An 18,169-nucleotide genomic window follows, 5' to 3' on the forward strand; every position below is an offset into this window, starting at 1 on the left:
GGACCGAGACAGGGAGAAACGTGGCAAAGGTCCGTGTGTACGAGCTCGCCAAGGAGCTCGGGGTTGAGAGCAAGACGCTGCTCGCCCACCTCAAGGAGCAGGGCGAGTTCGTCCGTTCCGCCTCTTCGACGATCGAGCCGCCGGTGGTGCGGAAGATCAAGCAGAACTTCCCCGATGAGCTGCGCGGCAGCGCCTCGGGCAAGGACTCCGCAGCGCAGGACGCGGCTCCGGCCGCCAAGCCCGCCGCTGCGACGCCGGGCCCGAAGGCGCCCGCGCCGGGTCCGAAGTCCGCAACGCCGTCGGCCACCCCGGCCGCTCCGGCTCCGGCCGCCAAGGCGACCCCGGGTCCGAAGGCGGCCCCGGCCGCTCCGGCTGCACAGGCCCCCGCGGCCCAGGCTCCGGCCGCTCAGGCTCCGGAGGCCCCGGCCGCTCAGGGTTCGACGACGCGGGCTCCGGAGGCTCAGGGGTCGACGACTCAGGCCCCGGCTGCCCCGGGTTCGACGACGCAGGCCCCGGCCGCCTCGGCGACGCCCACCCCGGGCGCCCCCACGCCGAAGGCCCCGGCGCCCAAGGCTCCGGCCCCGAAGGCTCCGGCCGCGCGCGAGTCGCGTGGCGGTGCCCCGCGGCCCGGCAACAACCCCTTCGCTCCCCGTCAGGGCATGGGCACGTCCCGTGACCGCGCGGAGCGCCCCGAGCGCACCGAGCGCACCGAGCGCAGCGGTGACAACCGGGAGCGTGGCGGCGACGCCCGTCCCGGCAACAACCCCTTCGCCCCCTCGCAGGGCATGCCGCGTCCGCGCGGCCCGCAGGCCCCGCGCACCGGTGCCCCCGGTGCGGCTGGCCCGCGTCCCGCGGGTCCGCGCCCCGGCGCCCCGACCCCGGGCATGATGCCCGGCAAGAGCGCGGTTGCTCGCCCCGGTGAGCGTCCCGCGCGTGGCGGTCGTCCCGGTGCCCCCGGGCGTCCCGGTGGCGCCCCCGGCGGTGGCTTCCGCAGCGGACCCGGTGGTGGCGGCGGCGGTTTCCGCGGCGGCCCCGGTGGTCGTGGCGGCACGCAGGGCGCCTTCGGGCGCGGCGGTGGCCGCAACAAGCAGCGCAAGTCGAGGCGCGCAAAGCGCCAGGAGTTCGAGCAGATGCAGGCTCCGTCGCTGGGTGGCGTCATCGTCCCCCGCGGCACCGGCGACACGCTCGTTCGCGTCCGTCAGGGTGCGTCCCTGACCGACTTCGCCGACAAGATCAACGCCAACCCGGCGTCGCTCGTGACGGTGCTCTTCAACCTGGGCGAGATGGCCACGGCCACGCAGTCCCTGGACGAGGCGACCTTCAAGGTCCTCGGCGCCGAGCTCGGCTACGACATCGAGCTGGTCTCCCCGGAGGAGGAGGAGAAGGAGCTCTTCGACTCCTTCAACATCGACCTCGAGATCGGCGTCGACGCCGAGGAGGAAGAGGACCTGGCGGCTCGCCCGCCGGTCGTCACCGTCATGGGTCACGTCGACCACGGAAAGACGCGACTCCTCGACGCGATCCGCAACGAGGACGTCGCCGGCGGCGAGCACGGTGGCATCACCCAGCACATCGGTGCCTACCAGGTCCGCAAGGAGCACGAGGGCATCGACCGCGCGCTGACCTTCATCGACACCCCGGGTCACGAGGCGTTCACCGCCATGCGTGCCCGTGGTGCGAAGGTCACCGACATCGCGATCCTCGTCGTCGCCGCGGATGACGGCGTCATGCCGCAGACCATCGAGGCGCTCAACCACGCCCAGGCCGCGGACGTGCCGATCGTCGTCGCCGTCAACAAGATCGACGTCGAGGGTGCCAACCCGGCGAAGGTGCGTCAGCAGCTCACCGAGTACAACCTCATCGCCGAGGAGTACGGCGGCGAAACGATGTTCGTCGACGTCTCCGCCAAGCAGGGGCTGCACATCGACGAGCTGCTCGAGGCCGTGCTCCTCACGGCCGACGCCGCTCTCGACCTGCGGGCCAACCCGACCCGCGACGCCCGCGGTGTCGCGATCGAGGCCAACCTGGACAAGGGCCGCGGCGCCACGGCGACCGTCCTCGTCCAGTCCGGCACGCTGCGCGTCGGTGACGCCATCGTCACCGGCTCGGCTCACGGCCGCGTCCGCGCCATGCTCGACGAGCACGGCAACAACGTGTCCGAGGCGGGTCCGTCCCGTCCGGTGCAGGTCCTCGGTCTCTCCTCGGTGCCGCGCGCCGGTGACACGTTCGTCGTGGCTCCGGACGACCGCACGGCCCGTCAGATCGCCGAGAAGCGCGAGTCCGCGGACCGTCAGGCCTCGCTGGCCAAGGCGCGCAAGCGGATCAGCCTCGAGGACCTCAACGAGGCTCTCGCCGCTGGCAAGGTGGACACCCTCAACCTCATCCTCAAGGGTGACGTGTCGGGTTCCGTCGAGGCGCTCGAGGACGCGTTGCTCCAGATCGATGTGGGCGACGAGGTCGACCTGCGCATCATCGACCGCGGCGTCGGCGCGATCACGCTGAACAACATCAACCTCGCGATGGCCTCCGACGCCATCATCATCGGCTTCAACGTTCGGGCCGAGGGCCAGAACGCCGACGTCGCCGAGCGCGAGGGCGTCGAGATCCGCTACTACTCGGTGATCTACCAGGCCATCGAGGAGATCGAGGCGGCGCTCAAGGGCATGCTCAAGCCGGAGTACGAGGAGGTCGAGCTCGGCACCGCGGAGATCCGCGAGATCTTCCGGTCCAGCAAGTTCGGCAACATCGCCGGCTCGATCGTCCGCAGCGGCGAGATCAAGCGCGGCACGAAGGCGCGGATCACCCGCGAGGGTGTGGTCGTGTCCGAGAACGTCGAGATCGCCGGCCTGCGCCGCTTCAAGGACGACGTGACGGAGGTGCGTGACGGCTTCGAGTGCGGTATCAACCTCGGCAGCTACAACGACCTGCAGATCGGCGACCTCATCGCGACGTACGAAATGCGCGAGAAGCCTCGCGCCTGACGAAGGAAGGCGCGCGACACGTTCAGCGCCTGATGCGTCACCAGTAGCACCACGGAGAGGGGCCGCACCGACCCGGTGCGGCCCCTCTTCGCCGCCCTGCCGATCACCTAGGCTGGGCGATCGTCCCCACAACACGTCCACGGAGGTTCGTGATGGCTGACCCGGCACGCGCACGCAAGATCGCCGACCGCATCAAGGAGGTCATCGCGGCCAACCTGACGCAGGTCATCAAGGACCCCGACCTCGGCTTCGTCACGATCACGGACGTCCGGGTCACCGGGGACCTGCAGCACGCCTCCGTCTTCTACACCGTCTTCGGTGACGAGGCCCAACACGCGAAGTCGGCCGAGGTCCTCGAGGCCCACAAGGGCCGCCTTCGCTCGCTCGTCGGGCGTCAGCTCGGCATCCGCCTGACCCCGAGCCTCGAGATCCTGCCCGACGCCCTCCCGGAGAACGTCTCGGCGATCGAGGACCTCCTGCGGGTCGCGCGGGAGAAGGACGCCGCCGTCGCCGCCGCCGCCAGCGGGGCCACCTACGCCGCCGGTGAGGACGCCTACCGCACCGACCGCGAGGACGCGCCCCTGGGCGACGAAGCCGACGACGACGACGACCTCGACGACCTCGGCGACGAGGACGACGTCGCAGCCTTCGACGACGCAGACTCCGACGACGAGACCGCCGACCAGCGCGGATGACGGCCCAGCCGCCGACCTCCCGCCCCCGACCCGAGCCGGCCCCGGACGGGCTGCTCGTGGTCGACAAGCCCTCCGACTGGACGAGCCACGACGTCGTCGCCCGCTCGCGGCGCTTCTGCGCCACTCGGAAGGTCGGCCACGCGGGCACGCTCGACCCGATGGCCACGGGCGTCCTCGTCCTGGGCGTCGGCCGCGCGACGAAATTGCTCACCTTCCTCGTCGGCGCGGACAAGACCTACACGGCCACGATCCGGCTCGGTCAGTCCACGGTCACGGACGATGCCGAGGGTGACGTCACCGCCACGACCCCCGTCGACCTCGCGGCCATCGAGGCGGCCCTGCCCGCCGCGGTGGCATCCCTGACGGGCGCCATCGAGCAGGTCCCGAGCGCCGTCAGCGCGATCAAGGTCAACGGCGAACGGGCCTACCACCGGGTGCGCTCGGGGGAGGACGTCGTCCTGCCAGCCAGGCCGATCACGGTGCACCGCTTCGAGGTTCACGACGTGCGGTCGGCCAGCGCGGACCGCGCCGCGGCTGACGCGCCGGGCGCCACGGACAACGCCCAGATCGTCGATGTCGACGTGACCGTCGACGTCTCGTCGGGCACCTACGTGCGCGCCCTCGCCCGCGACCTCGGCGCCGCCCTGGGCGTCGGCGGCCATCTGACCGCGCTGCGCCGGACGCGGGTCGGCGGCTTCACCCTGACCGACGCGACGCCCCTGGCGGACCTCGCGGCGCGCCACGAGGCCGGAGAACCCATGCCGGTGATCCCGCTCGCCGACGCGGCCGCCGCAGCCTTCCCGGTCCGGCAACTCACCGACGCGGAGACCCGCAGCCTCGGCTACGGCCAGCGCATCACGTCGGCCGTGGCCGGACGCGCGACGCCCGTCGCGGCGCTCGGCCCCGACGGTCAACTCGTCGCCATCCTCGATGAGTCGAGTCACACGGCCCGCTCCCATGTCGTCTTCGCTCCGGCCACTTCGTAGAGTGGCCCCCGTGCACCGCTGGACCGACCCCACCCAGACGCCCGCGGACCTTCGTCCGTGCGTGGCGACCTTCGGCAACTTCGACGGGGTCCACCTCGGCCACCAGGCGGTGCTCGGTGCCCTCATGACGAAGGGGGCCGAGCTCGGCCTCCCGGCCGTCGCGGTCACCTTCGATCCCCACCCGGTGCAGGTCATGCACCCGGAGCGCGCCCCGCAGCTCATCGCGCCGGGCGTCCTGCGCGACGAACTGCTGGAGGAGGCCGGGCTCGACGGCCTGCTCGTCCTCGACTACACGCTCGAGTTCGCGTCGCAGACGGCGGAGGAGTTCATCGTCTCCACCTTCGTCGAGGGCCTCGGCGCCCGAGCCCTCGTCGTGGGCGAGGACACCAAGGGCTTCGGCGCCGGTTACACCGGCGACGTGACGCTGCTGCGCGAACTGGGGGAGCGGCACGGCTTCGAGGTCGTCGCGCTGAGCGACCGCGGCGACGACGAAGCGGACCGCTGGTCCTCCTCGCTCGTGCGTGAGCACCTGGGCGCGGGCGAGGTCGAGGCCGCCGCCCGCATCCTCGGTCGCCCGCACCGGGTCGGCGGCACCATCGTCCACGGTCACCACCGGGGCCGGGAGTTGGGCTTCCCGACGGCCAACCTATCCCAGGACAGCCTCGGCCTCGTCCCGGCCGACGGCGTCTACGCCGGCTGGCTCGTGCGACTCGACCTGGCCGCGGACGACCCCGAGCGGCGCCTGCCGGCGGCCATCTCGGTGGGTTCCAACCCGACCTTCCACGACGTCGAGCGCACCGTCGAGGCCTACGTCCTCGACCGCACCGACCTCGACCTCTACGGCGAGCAGGTGCGCATCGAGTTCGTCGCGCACATCCGGCCGACGCTGCGGTTCGACTCGGTCGACGAACTGCTCGTCGCCATCGCGAAGGACGTCGAGCAGTGTCGGCTCGTGCTGGCGCCCACGGCCTCGGTCTGAGCCGCTCGCCCGGTCGCGCCGGAGTGCGTGACCTCCTCCTGCGCAGCGACGTCCTGCTCGTCTCGGCGGCGCTCGCGCTCTCGGTGCTCGGTGCCCTGCTCGTCCACTCGGCCACCCGCGTCGACAGCGGGTCGGCCTATCTCCTGCGCCACCTGCTCAACCTCGGTCTCGGGGTCACGCTCGCGGTCCTCGTCGGTCGTCTCGACCGGCAGACCCTGCGCGCCCTCGCGCCGCTGGTCCTCGCGGCCTCCGTCGTCGGACTCGTCCTCGTCCTGAGCCCCCTCGGCTCGACGATCAACGGGTCGCGCTCGTGGATCCAGCTGCCCGGCGGCTTCTCCCTCCAGCCGAGCGAGTTCGCGAAGGTCGGCCTGTGCGTCGGTCTCCCCATGGTCCTGGCCGATCCGCTCGAGCGGCACCGCCGCCCGGGAGCGCGCTCCATCCTCGCCGCGCTCGCCGTCGCCGGGGTGCCGATCCTGCTCGTCCTGCTGCAACCCGACCTCGGGTCGGCCCTCGTGCTCGCCGCCCTGACCCTGGGAGTCGTCGCCCTCTCGGGGGCGCCCGCCCGCTGGCTCGTCGGAGCTGGCGCCGTCGGGGCAGCGGTCGTCACCGCGGCCCTGACGACACCACTGCTCTCGCCCTATCAACGAGACCGGCTGCTCGCCTTCATCGATCCCAGCCTCGATCCCGAGGGCATCGGCTATCAGACCCGGCAGGTGCGCCTGGCCATCGGCGCCGGGGGTTGGCAGGGGGAGGGACTGCACGCCGGCACCCGCACGCAGGGCGGCTACATCCCCTTCCAGGAGACGGACTTCATCTTCTCCGTCGCGGGGGAGGAGTTGGGGTTCCTCGGAGCCGGGTTGCTCATCGTGCTCGTGGCGGCCCTGGTGGCGCGCATCGTCCTCATCGGCAACGGCGCGGACGACCCCTTCGGCCGGCTCGTCGCGGTCGGGGTGGCGACGTGGTTCGCCGTCCAGGCGCTGGAGAACATCGGGATGAACCTGGGGATGATGCCCGTCACCGGGCTGCCGTTGCCCTTCGTGTCCTACGGCGGCTCGTCGATGTTCGCGTGTTGGCTCGCGGTCGGGCTCGTCAACGCGATCCACGTCGGGGACCACCGGGACTCCACCCGCCGCTGAGTCGGCATCGGTGACCAGGCGACGCCGAGCGGGTCACCGACGGATCACGGTGTGCCGATGAGCCCCCGCGCCGCGTCCCGGTGTGGGATTCTCAGCCGGACGAGGCACGCACCGACGCGTGCCTTGCACCCCACGACGTGGTCGGGTGCGGATCACGAAGGAGCAGTTCGCCCATGGCACAGCCGCAGTTGCAGCGTCCCACCGACGAGCCCATCGACTGGGACATCCTCAACAACCCTGCCCAGAGCGTGGGCCATCTCCTGCGTGACCGGGTCACGGGCACCCCTGATCTGGTGGCGTTCCGCTTCCCCGAGGGGGACGACTGGGCGGTCCGCACCTGGGGAGAGGCAGGGCGCGAGGTGTGGCAGTTCGCCGCCGGCCTCATCGATCTCGGCATCGGGGCCCAGGACCGCGTCGCCATCGCGGCGGCCACGAGCTACCAGTGGATCGTGGCAGACCTCGGCATCATGGCGGCGGGCGCCGCGACGACGACGATCTACCCCACGACCATCCCCGACGACGTCGGCTACATCATCGCCAACTCCGGGTCCCGCGTCGTCATCGCCCAGGACGCCGAGCAGGTCGACAAGGTCCGTCAGGTCCGCGACTCCATCCCCGACGTGATGAAGGTGGTCGTCCTCGAGGGTGACGGCGGCGGGGACGACGACGGCTGGGTCATCACCCTCGAGGAGCTGGAGCGCCGCGGCGCCACGCTGCTCGAGGCGAAGCCGGACGTCGTCGACGCGCGCATCGACGCTCTCGGGCCTGACGACCTCGCCACGATCATCTACACCTCGGGGACCACGGGCCGGCCGAAGGGGGTCCGCCTGCTGCACCGCACGTGGACCTTCCAGTGCGCGAGCCAGGCGTCGCTGTCGACCCTGTCGGAGGCGGACCTGCAGTACCTGTGGCTGCCGCTGTCCCACGTCTTCGGCAAGCTGCTCGTCATCCTCCCGCTCCAGATCGGCTTCGAGACCGCGGTCGACGGGCGGATCGACAAGATCGTCGAGAACCTCGCCGTCGTGCGGCCGACCTTCATGGCCGCGGCGCCGCGCATCTTCGAGAAGGCCTACGGCCGCGTCACCCTCGGCATCCAGCAGGAAGGTGGCGTGAAGGAGAAGCTCTTCAACTGGGCGACCGGTGTCGGTGCCCGCGCGGCGACCCTCCGGGCCGAGGGCAAGGACCCGAGCGGCGTCCTGGCCCTCCAGCACTCCCTGGCCGACAAGCTCGTCCTGTCCAAGGTGCGCGACCGCTTCGGCGGCCGCATCCGCTTCTTCATCTCGGGCTCGGCGGCGCTCAACCCCGAGGTCGCCCGCTGGTTCGAGGGCGCCGGGCTGACGATCCTCGAGGGCTACGGCCTCACCGAGACGTCGGCCGCCGCGACGCTCGTGCGGCCCAGCGCGCTGCGGATCGGCGCCGTGGGCTGGCCCGTGCCCGGCACGGAGGCCACGATCGCCGAGGACGGCGAGGTCCTCGTGCGCGGCGCGCACGTCATGCAGGGCTACCACGACAACCCCGAGGCAACCGCCGAGGTGCTCACCGAGGACGGCTGGTTCCACACCGGCGACATCGGTGAGATCGACGCCCGCGGGTTCGTCAAGATCACCGACCGCAAGAAGGACCTCTTCAAGACGAGCAACGGCAAGTATGTGGCGCCGTCGATCATCGAGTCCCGGTTCAAGGGCCTGTGCCCCTACGTCAGCCAGTTCGTCGTGCACGGCGAAGGCCGCAACTTCGTCACGGCGCTCGTGACGCTCGACGAGGAGGCCATCGCACCGTGGGCGGAGGCCAACGGCCTCGGCGGCCGTCCCTACGCGGAGGTCGTCGGCTCGGCGCAGGCGCGCGACATGGTCCAGTCCTACGTCGACCAGCTCAACGAGGGCCTCAACCGCTGGGAGCAGATCAAGAAGTTCACGATCCTCGGTCGGGACCTGACCGTCGAGGAGGGCGAGCTCACCCCGAGCCTCAAGCTGCGGCGCAAGGTCGTCTCCGAGCGCTTCCGCGACGACCTCGACGGCCTCTACGGCTGAGCCACGGAGGGGGTGACCGCGCGGGATTCGGGCCACCCCCTCCGCGCGGTTACCCTTGAACCCATGTCCGGTGACTCCCTCTTCCCTGCCCTCGAGCCCCTTCTCGAGCAGGTGAGCAAGCCCATCCAGTACGTCGGCGGGGAGCTCAACTCCACGGTCAAGGACTGGAACGTCGGCGGAACCGGCCCCGGCGGCGAGGACCTGACCGTCCGCTGGACCCTGATGTACCCCGACGCGTACGAGGTCGGCGTGCCCAACCAGGGCGTCATGATCCTCTACGAAGTGCTCAACGAGCGTCCCGACGCCCTGGCCGAGCGCACCTACGCGGTGTGGCCGGACATGGAGGCGCTGCTGCGTGAGCACGGGCTGCCGCAGTTCACCGTCGACGGTCACCGCGCCGTGCGCGACTTCGACGTCTTCGGCCTGTCGTTCTCCACCGAGCTCGGCTACACCAACATGCTCACGGCACTCGACCTCGCCGGCATCCCGCTGCACAGCAAGGACCGCACGGACGAGGACCCGATCGTCGTGGCCGGCGGCCACGCCGCCTTCAACCCGGAGCCGGTCGCGGACTTCCTCGACGCGGCGATCATCGGCGACGGCGAGCAGGCCGTCCTCGCGGTCACCGACATCATCGCCGAGTGGAAGGCGGCCGGTCGTCCCGGCGGCCGCCACGAGCTCCTCATGCGGCTGGCCCGCACGGGAGGCGTCTACGTGCCCGCCTTCTACGACGTCACCTACCTGCCCGACGGCCGCATCCAGCGCGTCGCGCCCAACGCGCCCGGCGTCCCGTGGCGCGTCAGCAAGCACACCGTCATGGACCTCGACGAGTGGCCCTACCCCAAGCAGCCGCTCGTCCCATTGGCCGAGTCCGTGCACGAGCGCATGTCGGTCGAGATCTTCCGCGGCTGCACTCGCGGCTGCCGCTTCTGCCAGGCGGGCATGATCACCCGCCCGGTGCGCGAGCGCTCCATCACCGGCATCGGCGAGATGGTCGAGCGGGGCCTGGCCGCGACGGGCTTCGAGGAGGTCGGCCTGCTCTCGCTGAGCTCGGCCGACCACTCCGAGATCGCCGCGGTGACGAAGGGGCTCGCGGACCGCTACGAGGGCACCAACACCGGTCTGTCCCTGCCGAGCACGCGCGTGGACGCCTTCAACATCGACCTCGCCAACGAGCTGACCCGCAACGGTCGCCGGTCCGGACTCACCTTTGCCCCCGAGGGCGGCTCCGAGCGGATCCGCAAGGTGATCAACAAGATGGTGACCGAGGACGACCTCATCGCCACGGTCGCCGCCGCCTACGGCGCCGGCTGGCGTCAGGTGAAGCTCTACTTCATGTGTGGGCTCCCGACGGAGACCGACGAGGACGTGCTCCAGATCGCCGAGCTCGCCAAGCGGGTCATCGCCACGGGCCGTGAGGTCAGCGGCCGCAAGGACATCCGCTGCACCGTCTCCATCGGCGGTTTCGTGCCCAAGCCGCACACCCCCTTCCAGTGGGCCTCCCAGCTCGGCGTCGAGGAGACCGACGCCCGCCTGGACAAGCTCAAGGACGCGATCCGCTCGGACAAGCGCTACGGCTCGTCGATCGGGTTCCGCTACCACGACGGCAAGCCCGGCATCGTCGAGGGACTGCTCAGCCGCGGCGACCGTCGCGTGGGCCGGGTCATCGAGGCCGTGTGGCGTGACGGTGGCCGCTTCGACGGCTGGAGCGAGCACTTCTCCTACGAGCGCTGGATGGCGGCGACGGAGCAGGGCCTGGCCGACGAGCCGGTCGACCTCGCCTGGTACACGACGCGCGAGCGCGGCGAGACCGAGGTCCTGCCGTGGGACCACATCGACTCGGGCCTCGACAAGGACTGGCTCTGGGAGGACTGGCAGGATGCCGTCGACGAGGTCGAGGTCGAGGACTGCCGCTGGACCCCCTGCTTCGACTGCGGCGTGTGCCCGCAGATGGGCACGGAGATCGAGATCGGCCCCACGGGCAAGTCGCTGCTGCCGCTGACCGTGCTCGGCGCCGGCCGCGCCGACATGGTCGTCGGCGAGCACTCGCACTGAGTCGCGGGTGAGTCGCCTGCGGCACGCGGCCGCGCAACTGCTGCGGTTCGCGTGGCTGGAGGCGTCGGCCTGCGCCTTCGCCGTCGTCATCTTCGCCGGGCTCGCGCTGTCGACGATCGTGCCGCTGCCCATCGCGCGCTACGACGCGCTCCTGCTCTACGGCATCGCGGCGACGGCCGCCTTCTGGGCGCTGCGGCTCGAGACGGGGCGGGAGGTGCTCGCCACCGGCGCCTTCCACGTGGTCGGGCTGGTCTTCGAGGTGCTCAAGGTGCACCTCGGCTCGTGGTCCTATCCCGAGGACGCCCTGACGAAGGTCGCCGGCGTGCCGCTCTACAGCGGGTTCATGTACGCGGCGGTCGGGTCCTACATCGCCCGAGCGTGGCGTCTGTTCGACCTCCGGCTGACGAAGTATCGCCACGGCCTGACGGCGGTCGTGGCCGCCGCCATCTACGCCAACTTCATCACCCATCACGTCCTGCCCGACGTGCGCGTCCTGCTGGCCGTGGTCCTCATCGGCGTCACCTGGGGCACATGGGTGCACTTCACCGTGGGGGAGGAGCGCTACCGGATGCCGCTCGCGCTCTCCTTCGTCCTCATCGGCTTCTTCCTCTGGCTCGCGGAGAACGTCTCGACGATCTTCCGGGCCTGGCAGTACCCGGACCAGGCCGACGGCTGGTCGATGGTGCACGTCGGGAAGTTCGGGTCGTGGGCGCTGCTGGTCGTCGTCTCCTTCGTCCTCGTCGCGACCTGGAAGACGTCGCACCTGCGCGAGGAGCACCCTCCGCAGGCCTCGCGGACCGCGCCGTAGGCTGGGCGCATGGCTCGTCAGCGCACCCCCGAGGGACCCCCACCGCCGCCCGCCGTCCAGAAGTTGCGCGTGCGGTACGCGAAGCGGGGCCGGCTGCGCTTCTCCTCGACGCGAGACTTCGCCCGCGCTCTCGAGCGTGCGCTGCGCCGCTCGGGCGTGCCGATGGCCTTCTCCGCGGGCTTCCACCCGCACCCGAAGATCTCCTACGCGAACGGCGCCGCGACCGGTGCCGCGAGCGAGGCGGAGTACTTCGAGATCCACGTGACCGAGCGCGTCGACCCCGAGGCGGTGCGCAAGGCCCTCGATGAGGCACTGCCCGACGGCATCGACGTCCTCGAGGTCGTCGAGGCCGGGGGAACGGGCGCCCTCGCCGACCGGCTCGAGGCGAGCGAGTGGCAGCTCGAGTTCCCCGACGTCGACGCGGCCGAGTTGGAGGCAGCCGTGGCCACCTTCCTCGCGGCGGACCAGGTCGAGGTGACTCGCACCTTCAAGCGCGGTCCGCGCACCTTCGACGCGCGTGAGGCCGTCGAACGCGCGTGGCTCACCGAGTCCTCGGACCCGTCGTGTGCGATACTACGAATGGTCGTACGGCACACCACGCCTGCCGTCCGCCCCGACGACGTTCTGACCGCACTGCGACTCGTGGCCCAGTTCTCCCCGGCGCGGTCACCTCGTGTGACCCGCGTCATCCAGGGAACATGGGACCCCGCAGCCGCGCGGGTGGCTGATCCCTTGGCCGCCGACAAGCACGCCGCCGGCACCTGAGCGGTGACGCGCCTGCGCGAGCCACGACGGTGCAACCCCCGACTTCCGTGGCACACCGGCCACGATTGACACCGCGGACTGCGGTTGGACGGACCAACAAGGTCTAGGACGTGGCGTTCGACCCGGCCCGGGAAGGACGCCCAGATGGCTTCCCAGAATGACGACACCACCGCCGAGATCGGCGATTCGATCGAGCAGGCCCCGATCGAGCAGGCGGAGGCCGCCCCCAAGAAGCGGGCGACGCGCAAGCGCGCGACGGCCAAGACGACGGCCCCCAAGAGCGCCGCCACGACCGACGCGCCCAAGCGCACGCGCAAGAGCGCCGCGACGAAGGCGGCCGAGGCTGCCGCCGCGCTGGAGGCCGCTGAGCAGGCCGCGACCGAGCAGCCGCAGGTCGAGCTGCCCCAGACCGAGCCCTTTGCCTTCGACGCGCCCGCCGACGCGCCCACCACGATCGCCGCGGAGGACGAGATCGTCCTCGACGCCATCGCCGAGGCCGCCGTGGCACGCCGGGCCGCCCGCGAGCAGGCCGCCAAGGAGCGCGCCGAGCGCGAGGCCGCCAACGCGAGCGCCGTCCAGGCCGAGGACGCCGAGGACGCTGACGACACCGAGGACGAGCAGGAGGCGGCTCCGCAGCCGACCTTCGGCCTCCTCTTCCAGCAGCCCGCCGCCGTGGCTCCGCGCTCGCGCCGGGCCACCCGTCCCGTGGCCGCCCCCGAGCCCGTCCTCGAGACCGAGCCCGCCGAGGACGCGCAGGACGGCGAGCAGGACGCGGACGCCGAGACCGAGGAGTCGGCGACCGACGGTCCTTCCCGCTCCCGTGGCCGCCGCAGCCGTTCGCGCGGTGGTCGCTCGCGCGGCGCCGCCCAGGACCAGCAGTCCGACGGCTCCGAGCCGGTCGAGGCCCCGCAGCAGTCCGCGGACGACCAGGACGACGACACCGACGAGGACGGCGCGTCCGACGACGAGGGTCAGTCCTCCGGGGGTCGCCGCCGCCGTCGCCGCGGGGGCAAGGGCCGCCGCGGGCGTTCCGACTCCGCCGACCGTGGCGACTCCGACCGTGGCGACACCGACCGTGGGGACGCCAGCCGGTCCGACGACAACGACGGCTCCGAGGACGACCAGTCCGACGAGCGCGATGACATCGACGGTTCGGACGAGAGTGGCGAGGGCGAGTCCTCGAGCACGCGTCGCCGGCGTCGCCGTCGCCGCAGCGACTCCGCACCGGTCGAGGGCGAGGACCCGCCCGGCACCGTGACCCGCGTCCGCGAGCCGCGCCGCCGCGCGGAGGCCACCGGAGTCAAGGGCTCCACGCGTCTCGAGGCCAAGAAGCAGCGCCGCCGCGAGGGCCGCGAGGCCGGCCGTCGCCGCACGATCATCACCGAGGCCGAGTTCCTCGCCCGCCGCGAGAGCGTCGCGCGGATCATGGTCGTCCGCGAGCAGGGCGACCGCACCCAGATCGGGGTCCTCGAGGACGGCGTCCTCGTCGAGCACTACGTCTCGCGCGAGACCACCTCGTCCATGGCGGGCAACATCTACCTCGGCCGCGTGCAGAACGTGCTGCCGTCGATGGAGGCCGCCTTCCTCGACATCGGCAAGGGCCGCAACGCCGTGCTCTACGCCGGTGAGGTCAACTGGGACGCCGCCGGCCTGCGCTCGGGTGAGCCCAAGCGCATCGAGAGTGCCCTCAAGTCCGGGGAGTCCGTCCTCGTCCAGGTGACGAAGGACCCGATCGGCCACAAGGGCGCCCGCCTGACGTCGCAGATCTCCCTCCCGGGCCGCTACCTCGTCTACGTGCCCGAGAGCTCCATGACGGGCATCTCGCGCAAGCTGCCCGACACCGAGCGCGCGCGCCTCAAGGCGATCCTCAAGGAGGTCGTCCCCGCCGACGCCGGCGTCATCGTGCGCACCGCCGCCGAGGGCGCCTCCGAGGAGGAGCTGCGCGCCGACGTCGAGCGACTCACCCGCATGTGGGAGTCGATCAAGGAGAAGGCGGAGAAGAAGAAGGGGGCCAAGGCCGCCAACGGTGGCGCCCCGGCCCTGCTGCACGGTGAGCCCGATCTGACGGTGCGCGTCATCCGCGACATCTTCAACGAGGACTTCGCCGAGCTCGTCGTCTCCGGTGACAAGGCGTGGCAGGAGGTCAGCGACTACGTCGGTGACGTCGCGCCCGACCTCGCCCCGCGCCTGACCAAGTGGACGAGCGAGGAGGACGTCTTCGCCCACCACCGCATCGACGAGCAGATCGCGAAGGCGATGGACCGCAAGGTCTGGCTGCCCTCGGGTGGCTCGCTGGTCATCGACCGCACCGAGGCCATGACGGTCGTCGATGTCAACACCGGCAAGTTCGTCGGCGCCGGAGGCAACCTCGAGCAGACGGTCACCGAGAACAACATCGAGGCGGCCGAGGAGATCGTGCGTCAGCTCCGGCTGCGCGACATCGGCGGCATCATCGTCATCGACTTCATCGACATGGTCCTCGAGAGCAACCGCGAGCTCGTCGTGCGTCGCCTCCTCGAGTGCCTCGGGCGCGACCGCACCAAGCACCAGGTCGCCGAGGTCACCTCGCTCGGTCTCGTGCAGATGACGCGCAAGCGCGTCGGTGCCGGCCTCATCGAGGTCTTCTCCGAGGAGTGCGAACACTGCAACGGCCGCGGCCTCATCGTCCACGCGGAGCCCGTCGACCGGCACAGCCAGTCCGATGGCTCCGGCGACGGCAGCGCTCGCGGGCGCGGTCGTGGTGGCCGCGGCGGCAACGAGCGCGGCGGCAACGCGGGCACCGACCGCGGTGGTCGTTCCACGCCGGCCGAGAAGGCTCCGGAGCCGGAGCGCCACGGACCGACCCCGGCGCAGATCGCCGCGGCCGCTCACGCCGCAGCGCTCAAGGGCACCCAGGACCTGCCGGCCGACACCGTTCGCGACGCGGACGGTGACGATGGCGACCACATCGTCCAGCACGGCGTCACCGACGCGGGGGAGCAGGACCGCCCGCAGACCCCGACGTCCGTCACCCAGGAGACGGCCGAGGACGTGACGTCCACGCCCGAGGCTTCCGAGCCTGAGGCGTCCGAGACTGAGACGTCCGAAACCATGGCCGCCGAGGCTGTTGTCGTCGAGGCCGCCCCGGTCGTCGAGGCTGCTCCGGCTGTCGCCGAGCCCGCTCCGGCTCCCGCTGTCGCCGAGCCCGCTCCGGCCGCTCAGCCCCGCCGCCGCAAGCGCGGGCGCGTCGTCGCCCCGGCTGGCCCCCCGAAGGCCGGCGACACCCCGGGGGAGACTGCACCGCAGGCCGCTCCGTCCATCCCCGTGGCCGCCCCGGCGACGGGATTCGAGGGCTTCGACGCCTGAGTTTGGTCAATCACCTGTCCCACCGGTAATCTTGACAGTCGGTGCGTCCACCGAGCGGATGTCCCGTGCAGTCCCATCACGTCCTCGTGGTGGTCGGCGGCGGGGTCGCTATCGGCCGGTTCAGACAGAGAGAACGCACAACCGAAAGCAAGAAAGTGAGTTCAACGTGTACGCGATTGTTCGCGCAGGCGGTCGTCAGGAGAAGGTTTCCGTGGGCGACGTCCTCCTCATCGACAAGGTCAAGGGTCAGGCTGGCGACAGCATCGAGCTCACCCCACTGCTCGTGATCGACGGTTCGACCGTCACCAGCGACGCTGACAAGCTCGCCAAGGTGTCCGTCAAGGCCGAGGTCGTCGGTCCCGCCAAGGGCCCGAAGATCACGATCATGAAGTACAAGAACAAGACCGGGTACAAGAAGCGCCAGGGTCACCGTCAGCACCTGACCCAGGTCAAGGTCACCGAGATCAACGCCTGACCTCAGGCACGACGAGCAGAAGGCAGGAACTGACATGGCACACAAGAAGGGCGCGTCCTCGACCCGCAACGGTCGCGACTCCAAGCCCCAGTACCTCGGCGTGAAGCGCTTCGGTGGTCAGGTCGTCGGCACCGGCGAGATCATCGTCCGCCAGCGCGGCACCCACTTCCACCCGGGCGACAACGTCGGCCGCGGTGGCGATGACACCCTCTTCGCCCTCGCCCCCGGCGCGGTCGAGTTCGGCAGCAAGCGTGGCCGCAAGGTCGTCAACGTCGTCCCGGCGGAGTCCGCCAGCTGACGACGTCGCCTCGCGCACACCGCGTGATGCACCGTCGAGGGGCGGGCCGATGGATTCGGCCCGCCCCTCGACGCATCCCCACAGCACCAAGGAGAATCCAGCCATGACGACCTTCGTCGATCGCGTCGTCCTGCACGTCACCGCCGGCAACGGCGGCCATGGCGTCGCCTCGGTGCACCGTGAGAAGTTCAAGCCCCTCGGCGGCCCCGACGGCGGCAACGGGGGTAATGGCGGCAACGTCATCATCCAGGTCGACCCCCAGTCGACGACCCTCCTCGACTACCACCGCAGCCCGCACCGTCGGGCCGGCAACGGCGCCCCCGGCGCCGGCGACGAGCGCAACGGCGCCCAGGGTCAGGACCTCGTCCTGCCCGTGCCCGCCGGCACCGTCGTCAAGGACGCCCGTGGCGACGTCGTGGCCGACCTCGTCGGGGATGGCGCGACCTTCGTCGTCGCCCGCGGCGGCCGCGGCGGCCTGGGCAACAAGGCCCTCGCCTCGGCGCGTCGCAAGGCGCCCGGCTTCGCCCTGCTCGGTGAGCCCGGTGAGGAGGTCGACGTCCAGCTCGAGCTCAAGTCGCTCGCGGACGTCGCGCTCATCGGCTTCCCCTCCGCCGGCAAGTCCTCCCTCGTGTCGGTCCTGTCGGCCGCCCGCCCCAAGATTGCCGACTACCCCTTCACCACCCTCGTGCCCAACCTCGGTGTCGTCACCGCAGGCGCCGAGCGGTTCACCGTCGCCGACGTGCCCGGCCTCATCCCCGGCGCGAGCCAGGGCAAGGGCCTCGGCCTGGAGTTCCTCCGCCACGTCGAGCGCTGCTCGGTGCTCGTGCACGTCATCGACTGCGCGACCCTCGAGCCGGGCCGCGACCCCATGACCGACCTCGAGGTCATCGAGCAGGAGTTGGCGGCCTACGTCGCCGACGACACCCTCGGCGGGCGGCCCCTGTCCGAGCGCACCCGCATGGTCGTCCTCAACAAGGCCGACGTCCCCGAGGCGCGCGAGCTCGCCGAGATGGTCAAGCCCGACCTCGAGGCCCGCGGCATCGAGGTCTTCATCGTCTCGGCCGTGGCCCACCAGGGCCTCAAGGAACTCACCTTCGCCATGGCCAAGCAGGTCGCGCAGGCGCGCAGCGAGCTGGCCGAGACCATCGTCGAGCAGCGCGTCATCATCCGGCCCAAGGCCGTCGACGACCAGGGCTTCCGCGTCCGCCGCGAGAACACCTCCGACGGCGAGGTCTTCCGGGTCATCGGCGACCGTCCCACACGCTGGGTCAAGCAGACCGACTTCGCCAACGACGAGGCCGTCGGCTACCTCGCGGACCGTCTGGCCCGCGCCGGTGTCGAGGACGAGCTCCTCAAGGCGGGTGCCGTCGCCGGCTCCGTCGTGCTCATCGGCCCCGAGGACAACGCCGTCGTCTTCGACTGGCAGCCGACCCTCGTGGGTGGCGCGGAGCTGCTCGGCTCGCGCGGCACCGACCTTCGTCTCGAGGAGGAGGCCAACCGGCGCACCGCCAGCGAGCGCCGGGCCGACTTCCACGCCCGCAAGGACGCCCAGACCGCGGCCCGCGAGGAGCTCGCGGAAGAGCGTCGGGCCGGTCACTGGGTCGACGACGAGTGAC

At 71.4% G+C, this 18,169-nt stretch carries 13 protein-coding genes; all 13 read left to right on the top strand.

Going from position 1 to position 18,169, the window contains the following annotated elements:
• Positions 1 to 20 precede the first annotated feature (20 nt).
• Positions 21 to 2,981, top strand: a complete 2,961-nt coding sequence (gene infB / locus ACQBAS_RS04205; RefSeq protein ID WP_427385135.1) for a translation initiation factor IF-2 — start codon at positions 21 to 23, stop codon at positions 2,979 to 2,981.
• A 152-nt stretch (positions 2,982 to 3,133) separates the two neighbouring features.
• Entirely contained in the window at positions 3,134 to 3,676 is a 543-nt protein-coding gene (gene rbfA, locus ACQBAS_RS04210; RefSeq protein ID WP_427385136.1) for a 30S ribosome-binding factor RbfA, read from the top strand.
• Entirely contained in the window at positions 3,673 to 4,662 is a 990-nt protein-coding gene (truB, locus tag ACQBAS_RS04215) for a tRNA pseudouridine(55) synthase TruB (protein ID WP_427385137.1), read from the top strand. Before rbfA ends, truB begins: the two co-directional genes overlap by 4 nt.
• A 10-nt stretch (positions 4,663 to 4,672) precedes the next feature.
• The gene (locus ACQBAS_RS04220) at positions 4,673 to 5,641 is read left to right on the top strand and encodes a bifunctional riboflavin kinase/FAD synthetase (protein WP_427385138.1); all 969 of its coding nucleotides are present in this window, start codon (positions 4,673 to 4,675) and stop codon (positions 5,639 to 5,641) included.
• On the top strand, positions 5,605 to 6,777 hold the full coding sequence (gene rodA / locus ACQBAS_RS04225) for a rod shape-determining protein RodA (RefSeq protein WP_427385139.1): 1,173 nt from the start codon (positions 5,605 to 5,607) through the stop codon (positions 6,775 to 6,777). The genes ACQBAS_RS04220 and rodA overlap by 37 nt, the downstream gene beginning before the upstream one ends.
• Before the next feature lie 173 nt (positions 6,778 to 6,950).
• Positions 6,951 to 8,807, top strand: coding sequence for an AMP-dependent synthetase/ligase (locus ACQBAS_RS04230; RefSeq protein WP_427385140.1), 1,857 nt, complete (start codon positions 6,951 to 6,953; stop codon positions 8,805 to 8,807).
• A 63-nt stretch (positions 8,808 to 8,870) separates the two neighbouring features.
• Positions 8,871 to 10,862 carry a TIGR03960 family B12-binding radical SAM protein gene (locus ACQBAS_RS04235; RefSeq protein WP_427385141.1) on the top strand — a complete coding sequence of 664 codons (1,992 nt, stop codon included), beginning with the start codon at positions 8,871 to 8,873 and terminating at the stop codon, positions 10,860 to 10,862.
• Between the two features lie 7 nt (positions 10,863 to 10,869).
• Positions 10,870 to 11,670 carry a DUF817 domain-containing protein gene (locus ACQBAS_RS04240; RefSeq protein ID WP_427385142.1) on the top strand — a complete coding sequence of 267 codons (801 nt, stop codon included), beginning with the start codon at positions 10,870 to 10,872 and terminating at the stop codon, positions 11,668 to 11,670.
• 9 nt (positions 11,671 to 11,679) lie between these two features.
• Positions 11,680 to 12,435, top strand: a complete 756-nt coding sequence (locus tag ACQBAS_RS04245; protein WP_427385143.1) for a TIGR03936 family radical SAM-associated protein — start codon at positions 11,680 to 11,682, stop codon at positions 12,433 to 12,435.
• Positions 12,436 to 12,579: 144 nt separating this feature from the next.
• On the top strand, positions 12,580 to 15,780 hold the full coding sequence (locus ACQBAS_RS04250; RefSeq protein WP_427385144.1) for an Rne/Rng family ribonuclease: 3,201 nt from the start codon (positions 12,580 to 12,582) through the stop codon (positions 15,778 to 15,780).
• A 166-nt stretch (positions 15,781 to 15,946) separates the two neighbouring features.
• A complete protein-coding gene (rplU, locus tag ACQBAS_RS04255) occupies positions 15,947 to 16,255 on the top strand; it encodes a 50S ribosomal protein L21 (protein ID WP_427385145.1) in 309 nt (102 codons plus the stop codon).
• Between the two features lie 34 nt (positions 16,256 to 16,289).
• The gene (gene rpmA, locus ACQBAS_RS04260) at positions 16,290 to 16,553 is read left to right on the top strand and encodes a 50S ribosomal protein L27 (RefSeq protein WP_427385146.1); all 264 of its coding nucleotides are present in this window, start codon (positions 16,290 to 16,292) and stop codon (positions 16,551 to 16,553) included.
• A 103-nt stretch (positions 16,554 to 16,656) separates the two neighbouring features.
• Entirely contained in the window at positions 16,657 to 18,168 is a 1,512-nt protein-coding gene (obgE, locus tag ACQBAS_RS04265; protein ID WP_427385147.1) for a GTPase ObgE, read from the top strand.
• Position 18,169: the final 1 nt, after the last annotated feature.

Origin of the sequence: Janibacter zhaoxuefangae (assembly GCF_050271985.1) — a bacterium.
GTDB lineage: Bacteria > Actinomycetota > Actinomycetes > Actinomycetales > Dermatophilaceae.